Source organism: Streptomyces sp. NPDC051738, assembly GCF_044453205.1.
GTDB lineage: Bacteria > Actinomycetota > Actinomycetes > Streptomycetales > Streptomycetaceae > Streptomyces.
Window position 1 is genome coordinate 90,543 of record NZ_JBITCM010000023.1, and the last position, 12,956, is coordinate 103,498.

The window sequence follows — 12,956 nt, forward strand, 5'->3', positions numbered from 1 at the left end:
CCATGGTGCTGGTGATCGGCACCGGAGGCGCCGGTCTGCGGGCCGCGATCGAGCTGGCCGAGGCCGGTGTCGACGTCCTCGCGGTCGGCAAGCGCCCCAAGGACGACGCCCATACGGCCCTCGCCGCCGGAGGCATCAACGCGGCGCTGGCCACCATGGACGCGGAGGACAGCTGGCAGCAGCACGCGGCGGACACGATCAAGGAGAGCTATCTGCTCGCCGACCCGCGCACCGTCGAGATCGTCACCCAGGGCGCCGGCCGGGGCATCGACGACCTGGAGCGCTACGGCATGGCCTTCGCCCGGGAGGAGGACGGCCGTATCTCCCAGCGGTTCTTCGGGGCGCACAAGTTCCGGCGGACCGCCTTCGCCGGCGACTACACCGGTCTGGAGATCCAGCGCACGCTCGTCAGGCGCGCCGAACAGCTCGACATCCCGGTGCTCGAAGGCGTCTACATCACCCGGCTCCTGGTGCACGACGGAGCCGTGTTCGGCGCCTACGGCTTCGACCTCGCGAGCGGAAGGCGCTATCTGATCCACGCGGACGCGGTCATTCTCGCCGCGGGCGGCCACACGCGTATCTGGCGGCGCACCTCCTCACGACGCGACGAGAACACGGGCGACTCCTTCCGGCTGGCCGTGGAGGCCGGCGCCCGGCTGCGGGACGCCGAGCTGGTCCAGTTCCACCCCTCCGGGATCATCGAGCCGGAGAACGCGGCCGGCACCCTGGTCAGCGAGGCCGCTCGGGGCGAGGGCGGGATCCTGCGCAACGCCCTCGGGGAACGGTTCATGGCCCGCTACGACCCCGACCGGATGGAGCTGTCCACCCGCGACCGGGTGGCCCTGGCCTCCTACACGGAGATCAAGGAGGGGCGGGGCACCGCCAAGGGCGGCGTATGGCTCGACGTCTCCCATCTGCCCCGGCAGACGATCATGACGCGACTCCCCCGCGTCTACCAGACGATGCTCGACCTCCAGATGCTGGACATCACCCGCGAGCCGATCGAGATCGCGCCCACCGCGCACTACTCGATGGGCGGCGTGTGGGTGCGTCCCGAGGACCACAGCACCGATGTCCGGGGGCTGTACGCCATCGGTGAGGCGTCGAGCGGGCTGCACGGAGCCAATCGCCTCGGCGGGAACAGCCTCATCGAGCTGCTGGTCTTCGGCCGCATCACGGGACAGGCGGCCGCCGCCTACTCGCAGTCCCTGACCGTGCAGCGCCGCTCGGCGTCGGCCATCGCCGAGGCCCGCGCGGAGATCGACGATCTTCTCGCGGCGGACGGGACGGAGAACGTGCGGGCCCTGCAGCGCGCGATCCGCAACACCATGACCGAGCACGCGGGGGTCGTACGCGACGAGGAGGGCCTGCGTGCGGGTCTTGCGGAGCTCGCCGTGATCGAGAAGCGGATGGCGGACGTCGGCGTGCACCCGGACATCGCCGGCTATCAGGACCTCGCGCACGCCTTCGATCTCAAGTCCGCCGCGCTGGCGGCCCGGGCCACCCTCGAAGCGGCGCTGGAGCGGCGCGAGACCCGTGGCTGCCACAACCGCAGCGACTACCCGGACCTTGATCCCGCTCTGCGCGTCAATCTGGTGTGGTCCCCGACGACGGGCGTCACCCACGAGAGCATCCCTGAGATTCCGGACGAGATTTCCGCTCTGATCGAAGAGGTGTCGACCGAAGGAAAACTCGCGGAATGACCTGAGGCGGAATGGCCTGAGGCATTGCAGACGGAGCACAGACAGAGTGCAGACGTAGTACAGACCGAATTCTTCTCCGAAAGGAATCCGCAATGAAGGTCGTCGTGATCGGTGGCACCGGTCTCATCGGTTCGAAGCTGGTCGTCAAGCTCAACGAGCAGGGGCACGAGGCGGTGGCCGCCGCGCCCAACACCGGCGTCAACACCCTGACGGGCGAGGGTCTCGCCGAGGTCCTCAAGGACGCCTCGGTCGTGGTCGACGTGTCCAACTCCCCCGCGTGGGAGGACGACGCCGTCATGAACTTCTTCCGCACCTCGACGGCCAACCTCCTCAAGGCGGAGGCCGAGGCGGGCGTGACGCACCATGTGGCGCTGTCCGTGGTCGGCACCGACCGCCTCCAGGAGAGCGGGTACTTCCGGGCCAAGCAGGCCCAGGAGGACCTGATCAAGGAGTCCGGCATGCCCTACTCCATCGTCCACGCCACCCAGTTCTTCGAGTTCATCAAGGGGATCGCGGACATCTCGACCGACGGCGACACCGTGCGGCTGTCCCCCGCCAAGTTCCAGCCCATCTACTCCGACGACGTGGCCGCGGCCGTCGGCCGCACCGCGGTCGGCACTCCCGTCAACGGCCTGGTCGAGGTCGCGGGCCCCGACGTGTTCCAGCTCGACGAGCTGATCCGCAAGGCCCTCGCCGACCAGAACGACCCGCGCACCGTCGTCACCGACCCGCACGCCCCGTACTCCGGTGCCGAGCTGCAGGAGACCACGCTCCTGCCGGGGCCGGACGCCCACATCGCCGAGACGAAGCTGTCCGACTGGTTCGCGCGGCAGAAGTAATCCCGGCGAATCATTCCCTGATTTCCGGCTATGAGCGGCTACTCGCTCGCTCGAGCGGCCGAGCTGACCCCCGACCCGGTGCGCCGTGCCGCCAGGGCGCTGGCGGCGGCCCAGGCCAAGTATCAGGCGGGCGCGTTCGACGCCGCGCGGGAGTTGACGGACGCGGCGGAGCTCGGCCATCTCGACGAGTTCGGCGCCGCCCAGTCGAAACTGCTGCGCGGCCGGATCCTGTCCGCGTCCAGGAGCGCCGGCTCAGGCCTGCCGCTGATGCTCGAAGCGGCCAAGCGACTCTGGCCGCTCGATGCCGCGCTCGCCCGGGAGACCTATCGGGACGCGATGTACGCGGCTCTCACGGCGGGCCGACTGCCCAGGGACGGCATCCTCGACGTCGCCCAGGCCGTGTTGAGCGCGCCGACGCCGTCCGAACCGACCCGCGACGATCTCCTTCTGGACGGCGTGGCGCGAGTGATCACGGAGGGCTACTCCGTCGGGGCGCCAGCCGTGCTTGAGGCGCTGGGCGTTTTCCGCGCCGCGGAGGTCTCACGAGCGGAGGGGCTCGGCTGGCTTCCGCTCGCCTACCGCATGGCGCACAGCACCTGGGACTTCGAGACCTGGTCGGTGCTCTCGGCGCGGCTGGCCGACCTGGCCCGCGAGACGGGAGCGCTGTCCGTGCTGCCGTCGGCTCTGCTGCTGCGCCTGTCGAACCGGGTCTTCGCCGGTGATCTCGACGGCGCCGACTCCCTTGTCGTGGAGGCCGGCGCCATAGGCGAGGCGACCGGCAGCAGCTTCTTCGCGCACTACGCGGCGCTGGTCGTCGAACCGTGGAAGGGCCGGGAGGCCACGACCCAGCAGGCGATCGAGGCGATCACCCAGGACCTCCTCCTGCGCGGGGAAGGCAAGGTGGTGACCGCCACGCAGTGGGCGGCGGCGGTGCTCTACAACGGCCTCGGCCGGTACGAGGAGGCCTACGTGGCCGCCAAGCGCGGCTGCGAGAACCCGCAGGCCGCCGCGGTCCAGAGGATCAGCGACATGGCGCAGGCCAGCGGCACCGACTGGGCTCTCGGCACCTCGGCCGGTGTGCGTGCTCTGGTGAGCGACGGACAGGCCGCCGACGCGTTGTACCGCGAGGCGATCGAGCGGCTCGACACCACGGAGGTGCGGATGGATGTCGCCCGCGCCCGCCTCCTCTACGGCGAGTGGCTGCGCCGCGAGAACCGCCGGGCCGACGCCCGTGCTCAGCTGGGCTCCGCCCATGACACGCTCAGCCACATCGGCGCCGAGGCATTCGCGGAACGCGCGCGGCGGGAGCTCCAGGCCACCGGAGCCACGATCCGCAGACGCGCCGTCACGACACAGTCGGCCCTCACCCCGCAGGAAGCGCAGATCGCCCGTCTCGCCGGCGACGGGCTCACGAACCCCGAGATCGGCGCCCAGTTGTTCATCAGCCCGCACACGCTGGAATGGCACCTCCGCAAGGTGTTCTCGAAGCTCGGCATCGCCTCCCGCAGGGAGATCCGCACCCTGCGCCTCGACGGCACTGCGACGTCCGCCTAGGCCCCGGTCGGGCCCATGTCACAAGATCCGTGCCTGTCCGGTCTCACTGGGTAAGGGAGTGATGCCGTATGGCGGGTACGGATGGCGCGGTACCGATCGCGGAGCTGCTCGACGAACGCCGGCATCTGCTGGACATCGCCTACTGGATGCTGGGCAGCAGCCGCGAGGCCGAGCGTGTCATCGACGAGACCTACCGGCGGTGGTTCGAGCTGCCGGAACCGGCACGGGCAGGAATGACCGCGCCTCGGTCGTGGCTGGCCCAGGTCGCCGGGAGTATCTGTCTGTCCCGGCTGGCCCTGCCCCGCCGCGACCGGGACCGGGAGCGTGCGGTCGAGGAGGAGGCCGGCAGCAGTGCGGGTGCGGTGTCGCAGGGGATGCTCGCGGAGGAGATCAGCGGGGTCCTGCTGGACGCGTTGGACTCCCTGTCCCCGGCCGAGCGTGCGGCGTTCGTGCTGAACGATGTCTTCGGGATGGCGCCGGATGCGGTCGCCGACATCGTCCACCAGACCGAGCCGGAGTGTGCCGAGCTGGCCGACCGGGCCCGGCGCAGTCTGCGGGTGCGACGTGCGCGGCCCACGTCGGCCCGGGAACACGATGCGGTGGCCCGGGCGGTGTGCGAGGCGTGTGTGGCGCAGGACGAGGCGGTCCTGGCGCCGCTCCTCGCGGCCGATGCCACGGCGTTCTTCGACGGCGGCGGCAAGGTGCGGGCGTCGGTCAAGCCGGTGCACGGCAACACCCGGGTGGCGCGCAGCCTCCTGACCTTGCTGGCCCGGCATCCGCGGACCGACGTGCACACGCATCCCGTCAACGGACGGACCGGTCTCGTCGTGCGGTACGACCGTCGGGTGGCCGCGGTCATCAGTCTCGACATCGCCGGCCCGTACGTCGTCCAGGTCTGGGTCACCCTCAATCCCGACAAGCTCCGCACCTGGAACCGGAGTCGATGAACGCCGCGATCTTGCTCGGGTTGAACACCCACATCAACTGGTGAATGCCCTGGGGCGAGGCCGCCATCGTCATGAACGTCGTAGGCGTGCCGTCCCGGTGGAGCAGCACTCCGCCGCGTCCGTTGGCCTCGACGTGGCGGACATCGACCCCGTTCCAGAACTTCCGCGTGGCTGTCGCCAGATTCGCCACCCGTGCGCGGCCCAGTACGGGGACGCGCGCCGCGCCCCGGATGCCGTTGCCGTCGGACAGGCTCACGGCATCCGGGGTGAGGAGAGCCTCCAGCGAGGCGACATCACCGTTTTGCGCCGCCGAGACGAAGGCGTCGAGGAGCTGTCGATGCTGCGCCGTGTCCACGGTCTCCCGCCGGCCGGCCGCGAGATGCTTGCGGGCCCTGCTCACGATCTGGCGGACGTTGACACTGCTGAGCCGCAGAATTTCCGCGATCTCGGAGTAGGCGTAGTCGAACGCCTCCCTCAGGACGTACGCGGCCCGCTCCGTGGGATTCAGCTTCTGCAGGAGGAGGAGCAGGGCCAGTTCCAGAGCCTCCGCCCGCTCTGCGCCGACTTGGGGATCGTTGCTCGTGTCGACGGGCTCGGGCAGCCACGGGCCGATGTAGGTCTCGCGGCGCACACGAGCGGACTGAGCGACGTTGATGGCCAGCCGGGCGGTGGTGCTCGACAGAAAGGCCGCGGGGCTGAGCACTACGGAGCGGTCGGTCCGCTGCCAGCGCATCCAGACTTCCTGAACCACGTCTTCGGCCTCAACCGCGCTGCCCAGCACGCGGTATGCGATACCGAACAGCCGCGGACGGAGCTCCACGAAGACAGAGACGGCGTCGTCCAGGGTGCCTTCCGTGAGGGACGTCTTGAGATCCATGCCTCATAGACCGGACAGCCCGCCGTTCTGTGACAGTGACATTGGCTACGACTGCGACTGTCACTGTGACTGTGACTGTGAGCAGGGAGGGAGCCGTCCCGAGGCCGTGTTCCAGAGAATGGACGCCTCTTGGTGAAGCGCTGCGGCTGCTGTACAAATGTGCGTCATGAGTCCCGAGCCCTTGGTGCGACGCCTGGTCATCGACCTGTGCCGACGCCCGGGCTCGTGTTGTCGCTGACCCAGCCTCTTGTGACGCGCCCTGCCGTGCGGTGATGGCACCCGCACACCCGCACCGGGGCGGTTTCCGCGCCCTGTCCCAGGGTCCGCTCCCTCTTCGTTCGGCATCACTCTCGCCCGGGGCCAGCCATGTCCGCAATTCCCTCTTTGTCCAAGCCTGATGACGCCACGTCGGTTGTCGGCGCGCCGCCCGCATCCCGCGCGCCGGCACGAGGCGTCTGGGCACGCGTGCGCCATGTGGCGCTCCCGTTCGGCTCGCTCCTGCTCTTCCTCGTCCTGTGGCAGCTGCTGGCGGCGAGCGGAAGGTGGAGCGAGACGCTGGTTCCGCCGCCTGCCAAGGTGTGGGACGCCTTCATCGACGTCTCCACCACCCACGACGGCGTACGGGGCTACAACGGCACCACTCTCATCGAGCATCTCGGCATCAGCCTGCGGCGCATCGCACTCGGCGCCGGTATCGGCATCGCCGCCGGCGTGGTCTTCGGGCTGCTCATGGGCACCGTCGGCTGGCTGCGCTCGCTGTTCGAGCCCTGGATCACCTTCCTGCGGACGCTGCCGCCGCTGGCGTACTTCTCGCTGCTCATCATCTGGCTGGGCATCAACGAGGAGCCGAAGGTCACGCTGCTGGCCGTGGCCGCCTTCCCGCCCGTGGCGGTGTCCACCACCACGGCCGTCTCCGCCGTGTCGAAGAGCCTGATCGAGGCGGCGCGTGCGCTCGGCGCGTCGCGGTGGGACGTCGTCCGGGACGTAGTCGTCCCGTCGGCCCTGCCGGAGACGCTCACCGGGGTCCGACTCGCCGTGGGGGTCGCCTACTCCTCCCTGGTCGCCGCCGAGTTGGTCAACGGTCTGCCGGGCATCGGCGGCATGGTGAAGGACGCCGCCAACTACAACAACACCCCTGTCGTGCTCGTCGGCATCATCGCCATCGGTGTCTCCGGCCTGATCATCGACAGCCTGCTGCTGCGGCTGGAACGCGCGGTCGTTCCGTGGCGCGGTCGCGGTTAGCACCTTCCTCCCCCCTGTGCCCTGCCCTCCCTCTTCAAAGAAACGGCTCCGCCATGTCCCGTGCCCCCCAGGGTCCGTCCCGCCGTCTCCTCCTCGCCGGCGCGCTGGCCGCCGTATCCGCGGCCGTCACCGGCTGCTCCTCGGACAGTGAGGCGTCGACGTCCGGCGGCTCCAAGCGGCTGCGCATCGGCTACTTCGCCTTCCCCAGCGGCGACTTGCTCGTGAAGAACGGAAAGCTGCTGGAGAAGGCGCTGCCGGGCTACGAGATCACCTGGATCAAGTTCGACTCCGGCGCCGGCGTCAACCAGGCCTTCCTCGGCAAGTCCCTCGACATCGCGGCGCTGGGCTCCAGCCCGTTCGCCCGCGGGGTGTCGGGCAGTTCGCCCATCCCGTACAAGGTCGCGTGGATCCTCGACGTCGCGGGGGAGAACGAGGCCCTGGTGGCGCGCAAGGCCACCGGCATCACCGATGTCGCCGGGCTCAAGGGCAAGAAGATAGCCACCCCCTTCGCCTCGACTTCCCACTACAGCCTGCTCGCGGCGCTGGCGACGGCCGGCCTCAAGCCGTCCGACGTCGAGCTCATCGACCTTCAGCCACAGCCGATCCTCGCCGCCTGGCAGCGGGGTGACATCGACGCCGCCTACGTCTGGCTGCCGACCCTCGACGAGCTGCGCAAGACCGGCACCCAGCTCACCAGCAGCAAGGAGATCGGCGCGGCGGGCAAGCCGACCCTCGACCTGGCCGTCGTGTCGGACGACCTGATCGCCCGGGATCCCAAGGCGATCGATGCCTGGCGCAAGGCGCAGGCCGAGGCACTGCGCCAGCTCAAGTCCGACCCGGACGGCTCGGTCAAGGCGGTGGCGGCAGAGCTCGGCATCAGCGCGGCGGACGCCAAGGCGCAGCTCTCGCAGGGGGTGTTCCTCACCCCGGAGCAGGTGGTCTCCGCCGACTGGCTAGGCACCGACGGCGGCCCGGGCAAGCTGCTGTCCTACGTCACCGACACGGGTCGGTTCCTGGCCGACCAGAAGCAGATCGACGGCGCACCGTCCGAGGACGTCGTCCGCAAGGCCTTCTACCTCAAGGGGCTGTCCGATGTCCTCAAGTGAGCTCACCGACGCCACGGAAGCGGGGGACATCGCGCGCGCCGGGTCCGTCCGCCTCGACCAGGTCACCCACCGGTACGGCCGGGGAGGCGAGGCCTTCACGGCCGTCGGGCCGGTCGACCTGACCGTTCCGGCCGGGGAGTTCCTGGTCCTGGTGGGCGCCTCCGGCTGCGGCAAGAGCACGTTGCTGCGGCTGATCGCCGGCTTCGAGAAGCCCACGCACGGCTCGGTGCAGGTCTCCGGCACCGAGCCGAGGCCCGGCGAGGCGGCCGGCGTGGTGTTCCAGACGCCGCGGCTGTTCCCGTGGCGGACCGTGCGGGGCAATGTCGACCTGGCGCTGCGGTACGCGGGGGTGCCCCGCGCCCAATGGCCCCAGCGGCGCGCGGAGTTGCTGGCCCGGGTCGGCCTGGAGGGCACCGAGAAGCGGCGCACCTGGGAGATCTCCGGCGGCCAGCAGCAACGTGTCGCCATCGCCCGGGCGCTGGCCGCCGAGAACCCGCTCTTCCTCCTCGACGAGCCGTTCGCTGCGCTCGACGCGCTGACCCGGGAGCGGTTGCAGGAGGACGTCCGCCGGGTCACCGAACGGACCGGGCGGACCACGGTGTTCGTGACGCACTCGGCGGACGAGGCGGTGTTCCTCGGCTCCCGCATCGTGGTGCTGACGAAGAGCCCCGGGACCGTGGCCCTGGACCTGCCGATCCCCCTGCCGCGCGGCGACATCGATGCCGAAGAGCTGCGCGACTCCCGCGAGTTCGCCGAGCTGCGCGCGCAGGTCGCCCACGCCGTCAAGGCCGCCGCGGCGGCCTGATCCCCGTACCCATTCAGAAAGGACACGCAGGTGAGCATCCTCAGCGAGCGGCCCACCGTGGCGCAGCTGCCGGTCACCGCACTCGGCCCCCACTTCGGAGCCGAGATTCACGGCATCGACCTCGGCCGCCTCGACGACGGCCAGGTCCTCGCCCTCCGCGAGGCACTCGTCGCGTACAAGGTGCTCTTCGTGCGCGGCCAGCACGGCCTCGACGACGCCGCCCAGATCGAGTTCGGCAGACGCCTGGGCGAGGTCACCGTCGGCCATCCGGTCCACGACTCCGGTGACGTGGCCCCCGAGGTGTACTCCCTGGACAGCCAGGACAACGGGTTCGCCGACGTGTGGCACACGGACGTGACCTTCGTACGGCGGCCACCGGCGCTCTCGATCCTGCGGGCCGTGGTGCTGCCGCCCAACGGCGGCGACACCAACTGGGCCGACAGCCAGCTCGCCTACGAGTCGCTGTCGCCGGGACTGCGGGCATACGTCGACACCCTCACCGCCGTCCACGACGGCAGCCGCGAGTTCGGCTACTACCTCGCCCAGCAACGGCAGGGTCGCGGCAACCTGTGGGAGGGCGAGGTGTTCACCGAACTGACGCCGACGGAGCACCCGGTGGTGCGGGTGCACCCCGAGAGCGGCCGCAAGGGCCTGTTCGTGAACCCCGGCTTCACCTCACACATCGTGGGCGTCTCGGAGCACGAGAGCCGGGGCATCCTCGACATCCTGTACGCCCACCTCACCAAGCCCGAGCACGTCGTACGCAATCGCTGGCAGCCGGGCGACGTCGCCCTGTGGGACAACCGCAGCACCGCGCACTACGCCAACCGCGACTACGGCGACCAGCATCGCGTCATGCACCGCATCACGCTGCGCGGGGACACTCCGGTGGGCCCGGCGATGCCGTGAACTCTGACGCGGCCGGACCTCTCGGTGCGCCGGGACCGTGAAGGATCCTGATCTCTCGTTGTACGACGCCGACTTGACCACGTCGTCGGCACCTGCGGACTGCACGGGCCACGTGGTCAACTACGGGAGCGTGGAGCACAGCGTTCTCTTCCCGGGCGCCCGGATCGGCGCGGGGCGAGGGTGCGCCGCAGCGTCGTGCTGCACGACGACGTGTCCGATCCCGAGCCGGCGAAGGAAGCACACTCATGACCGAGACCACGTACGACATCCTGGTGGCGGGCGGCGCCGGAGTGGACACGATCGTCCGCGTGCCGGAGCTGCGCGTGCCGCCCGGCGACTCCGTGTTCGTGCCCCCGGTGCACGACTACGTCGCCCACACCGGCAACGGCGTGGCACGCGGCTGCCGCGCCCTGGGCCTCGCCACCAAGTTCATCGACTTCCTCGGGGACGACATCCAGGGCCGGGAGATCCTGTCCGCGTACGCCGCCGACGGCCTCGACTTCAGCCACGTCGTCTCCCCGCACGGCACCCCGCGCGGCATCAACCTCGTCGACGCGCAGGGGCGCCGCTTCTCCTTCTACGACGGCCGCCACCCCGCCGACCTGCGGCTGCCGCGCGACTTCTATCTGCCCTACCTGGAACGCGCCCGGTTCGTGCACCTGTCCATCACCGAGGTCACCAAGGACATGTACGCCGACATCCACCGCCTGGGCGTGCCCAGTTCGACCGACCTGCACGACTGGGACGGCGTCAATCCGCACCATCGCGCGTACGCCCTCGCCTCCGACTACGTGTTCCTCAGCGCCGCCGCCATCCACGACCGGCTCGACGAGGTGCTGCGCTCCGTCCGGGACGAGGGCCGGGCCCGGCTCGTCGTCGCCACCGACGGCGCCGCGGGCTGCCACGTCCTGCAGCGCGGGGACGCGAAGGTGCGGCACTTCCCGGCCGTAGCCCCGGAGCGGCCCGTCGTCGACAGCAACGGTGCCGGTGACGCCTTCGTCAGCGCCTTCCTGCACGCCCTGTCGGAGGGGCGGCCGGTGGAGGAGTGCGTGCTCGCCGGGTCGGTGTCGGGTGCGTTCGCGTGCACCAGCGCCGGCACGCACACCGAGTTCATCGACCTGCCCGGGCTGCGCGCGGGGTGCGTGCGCGCCGCAGCCACCGGTTGACCGAGGAGGACGACGGCCGCACTCCTCAGCGCCGTCGAGCCACTGCCCTCGATCCTTCATCTCGGCGGCCCGAGTTCACGACGGAGCCGTGCAGCATACGTTCAGCAGAGCCAGGGCCTCGGCGCCAGGGGACCCCGGCGGCGCGCTGTAGAGCACGAGGTGTTGGTCGCGGTCGGTGAGGGTGAGGGTGTCGCAGTCGACGGTGATCTCCCCGACGGCCGGGTGACGGAAGGTCTTCGTGAGCATCGGCGCGGCCTGCACGTCGTGCCGCTCCCAGAGCCGGGCGAAGTCGGGGCTGGCGTCGCGGAGTTCGTCGACGAGGCCGGTCACCGCGGGATCCGTCGGGTAGCGGGCGAGGGTGGATCGGAGTTGCATGACGACGTGGTGCCGGAACTCGGCGGCGTCGGAGATCCCGTACAGCGTCGTGCCAGGTCGCGTCGGCCCGAGGAATGCCCGGCGCGCGAGATTGCGGTCTTCGGGGGCGAGCTGGGCGAAGTCCTCCATGAGTGAGGCCGCGAGGTCGTTCCACGCGAGCACCTCGAACGCGGCGGACGTCACGAAAGCGGCTGTCTGCGGCAGCCGTTCGAGGAGCGCGAGGATGCTCGGACGGACGTCGCGCCGGTGCAGCCGGGTACGGGTCGGCGCGGTACCCGCGAGGACGTGGAGGTGGTCGGACTCGGCGTCGGTGAGCCGCAGCGCGCCCGCGATCCCGGCGAGGACCTCGGCCGACGGCCGTGGCGCCCTGCCCTGTTCGAGGCGGACGTAGTACTCCGTGGAGATGTGCGCGAGGACCGCGGTCTCCTCACGGCGCAGACCCGGTGTCCGGCGTCGCGGTCCGGTGGGAGGCCGACGTCCTCCGGCCGGAGCCGCTCGCGACGGCTGCGGAGGAACGCTCCGAGCTCCTGCTTGTCCATACCCCAAGTCTGCACGCCGCGCGGCGGCGGATCCTGGTACCACCTGTGCCTGCATCCGGCCCGGCGGCCGGCCCGACACTGCCGTCATGACGAACAGCAACGACATCGCACCCATCGGCCTGTTCACCGGCAAGGTTGTGCTCATCACCGGCGCCAGCCGCGGCATCGGGGCGGCCGCGGCCCGGCTCTTCGCCTCCGAGGGCGCCGCCGTCGTGCTCGCCGCCCGCAGCACCGGCGCCCTCGACCGCGTCGTCACCGAGGTCCGCGCCGACGGCGGCGTCGCCGACGCCGTCACGCTGGATCTCGCCGACCGCGCGAGTGTCCGCGCCGCGGTCGACCGCGTCGAGGAACTGCACGGACGGCTCGACGGCGCCTTCAACAACGGCGCGACGATCCAGCAGCCCGGCCCGCTCGACACCACCAGCGACGAGGACATCGACGAGCAGTTCGCCGTGAACTTCCGCTCGCACTGGACCGCCATGACCGCCGAGGCCGCGCTCATGCGACGGGGCGGTGGCGGGGCGATCGTCAACACGTCGAGCATCGGCAGCCGCCGCGCGAACCCCGCCCTGCCCGCATACGGCGCCATGAAGCGCGCGCTCAACAGCATCACCGAGACCGCGGCCGTGACCTGGGGCCGTCAGGGCATCCGAGTGAACGGCATCACCCCCGGCGGCACCGCCACGGAGATGATCGACGCGTGGGAGGCGGTATCCCCGGGCATCATCGAGCGCAATGTCGCGGCAACCCCACTGGGCCGCATGGCCGAGCCCCGTGAGGTGGCCGAAGTGGCCGCATGGCTGCTCAGCGACCGTGCCTCGATGGTGACCGGCGCCATCGTGCCGGTCGACGGCGGCGCCGGCGCCTGAACGGGAAAGCCCCGGGAAGCCCCAG

General features: G+C 70.7%; 11 protein-coding genes and 1 pseudogene. 10 read left to right on the forward strand and 2 right to left on the reverse strand.

Annotated features, from left to right (window positions below):
- The first annotated feature begins 2 nt into the window (after positions 1-2).
- The 4 genes from ACIA8X_RS38875 (at position 3) to ACIA8X_RS38890 (ending at position 5,043) form a co-directional block, all read left to right on the forward strand.
- Positions 3-1,703 carry an FAD-binding protein gene (locus ACIA8X_RS38875; RefSeq protein WP_393460142.1) on the forward strand — a complete coding sequence of 567 codons (1,701 nt, stop codon included), beginning with the start codon at positions 3-5 and terminating at the stop codon, positions 1,701-1,703.
- 92 nt (positions 1,704-1,795) lie between these two features.
- Entirely contained in the window at positions 1,796-2,542 is a 747-nt protein-coding gene (locus ACIA8X_RS38880) for an SDR family oxidoreductase (RefSeq protein WP_393459969.1), read from the forward strand.
- 30 nt (positions 2,543-2,572) lie between these two features.
- Entirely contained in the window at positions 2,573-4,096 is a 1,524-nt protein-coding gene (locus ACIA8X_RS38885; protein WP_399460275.1) for a LuxR C-terminal-related transcriptional regulator, read from the forward strand.
- Positions 4,097-4,164: 68 nt separating this feature from the next.
- Positions 4,165-5,043 (forward strand): RNA polymerase subunit sigma, encoded by an 879-nt coding sequence (locus ACIA8X_RS38890; RefSeq protein WP_399460276.1) that lies wholly within the window; start codon positions 4,165-4,167, stop codon positions 5,041-5,043.
- Here the strand turns inward: ACIA8X_RS38890 and ACIA8X_RS38895 are convergent.
- The gene (locus tag ACIA8X_RS38895) at positions 5,003-5,920 is read right to left on the reverse strand and encodes an RNA polymerase sigma-70 factor (RefSeq protein ID WP_393459978.1); all 918 of its coding nucleotides are present in this window, start codon (positions 5,918-5,920) and stop codon (positions 5,003-5,005) included. The two genes, ACIA8X_RS38890 and ACIA8X_RS38895, sit on opposite strands and share 41 nt — an antisense overlap.
- A 366-nt stretch (positions 5,921-6,286) precedes the next feature.
- Here ACIA8X_RS38895 and ACIA8X_RS38900 point away from each other — a divergent pair, with 366 nt between their 5' ends.
- The 5 genes from ACIA8X_RS38900 to ACIA8X_RS38920 all read left to right on the forward strand — a co-directional run bounded on the left by ACIA8X_RS38900 (position 6,287) and on the right by ACIA8X_RS38920 (position 11,148).
- On the forward strand, positions 6,287-7,162 hold the full coding sequence (locus ACIA8X_RS38900) for an ABC transporter permease (protein ID WP_393459981.1): 876 nt from the start codon (positions 6,287-6,289) through the stop codon (positions 7,160-7,162).
- A gap of 53 nt (positions 7,163-7,215) precedes the next feature.
- Entirely contained in the window at positions 7,216-8,268 is a 1,053-nt protein-coding gene (locus ACIA8X_RS38905) for an ABC transporter substrate-binding protein (protein ID WP_399460277.1), read from the forward strand.
- Positions 8,255-9,073 (forward strand): ABC transporter ATP-binding protein, encoded by an 819-nt coding sequence (locus tag ACIA8X_RS38910; protein ID WP_399460278.1) that lies wholly within the window; start codon positions 8,255-8,257, stop codon positions 9,071-9,073. The genes ACIA8X_RS38905 and ACIA8X_RS38910 overlap by 14 nt, the downstream gene beginning before the upstream one ends.
- A gap of 30 nt (positions 9,074-9,103) precedes the next feature.
- Complete coding sequence (locus tag ACIA8X_RS38915; protein ID WP_399460279.1) at positions 9,104-9,982, forward strand: TauD/TfdA dioxygenase family protein; 879 nt, start codon at positions 9,104-9,106, stop codon at positions 9,980-9,982.
- Between the two features lie 245 nt (positions 9,983-10,227).
- Entirely contained in the window at positions 10,228-11,148 is a 921-nt protein-coding gene (locus ACIA8X_RS38920) for a carbohydrate kinase family protein (protein ID WP_399460280.1), read from the forward strand.
- Positions 11,149-11,223: 75 nt separating this feature from the next.
- On the opposite strand, the pseudogene ACIA8X_RS38925 reads toward ACIA8X_RS38920, so the two are convergent.
- Positions 11,224-12,062 (reverse strand): annotated as a pseudogene (locus ACIA8X_RS38925) (helix-turn-helix transcriptional regulator).
- An 86-nt stretch (positions 12,063-12,148) separates the two neighbouring features.
- Here ACIA8X_RS38925 and ACIA8X_RS38930 point away from each other — a divergent pair.
- Entirely contained in the window at positions 12,149-12,931 is a 783-nt protein-coding gene (locus ACIA8X_RS38930; RefSeq protein ID WP_399460281.1) for an SDR family NAD(P)-dependent oxidoreductase, read from the forward strand.
- The last annotated feature ends 25 nt before the right edge of the window (positions 12,932-12,956 follow it).

Excerpts from the sequence above, each read along its gene's own strand:
- ACIA8X_RS38905 (WP_399460277.1), top strand. The coding sequence starts at position 7,216 with ATGTCCCGTGCCCCCCAGGGTCCGTCCCGCCGTCTCCTCCTCGCCGGC.
- ACIA8X_RS38880 (WP_393459969.1), top strand. The coding sequence starts at position 1,796 with ATGAAGGTCGTCGTGATCGGTGGCACCGGTCTCATCGGTTCGAAGCTG.
- ACIA8X_RS38920 (WP_399460280.1), top strand. The coding sequence starts at position 10,228 with ATGACCGAGACCACGTACGACATCCTGGTGGCGGGCGGCGCCGGAGTG.
- ACIA8X_RS38875 (WP_393460142.1), top strand. The coding sequence starts at position 3 with ATGGTGCTGGTGATCGGCACCGGAGGCGCCGGTCTGCGGGCCGCGATC.
- ACIA8X_RS38885 (WP_399460275.1), top strand. The coding sequence starts at position 2,573 with ATGAGCGGCTACTCGCTCGCTCGAGCGGCCGAGCTGACCCCCGACCCG.
- ACIA8X_RS38890 (WP_399460276.1), top strand. The coding sequence starts at position 4,165 with ATGGCGGGTACGGATGGCGCGGTACCGATCGCGGAGCTGCTCGACGAA.
- ACIA8X_RS38900 (WP_393459981.1), top strand. The coding sequence starts at position 6,287 with ATGTCCGCAATTCCCTCTTTGTCCAAGCCTGATGACGCCACGTCGGTT.
- ACIA8X_RS38930 (WP_399460281.1), top strand. The coding sequence starts at position 12,149 with ATGACGAACAGCAACGACATCGCACCCATCGGCCTGTTCACCGGCAAG.
- ACIA8X_RS38895 (WP_393459978.1), bottom strand. The coding sequence starts at position 5,920 with ATGGATCTCAAGACGTCCCTCACGGAAGGCACCCTGGACGACGCCGTC.
- ACIA8X_RS38910 (WP_399460278.1), top strand. The coding sequence starts at position 8,255 with ATGTCCTCAAGTGAGCTCACCGACGCCACGGAAGCGGGGGACATCGCG.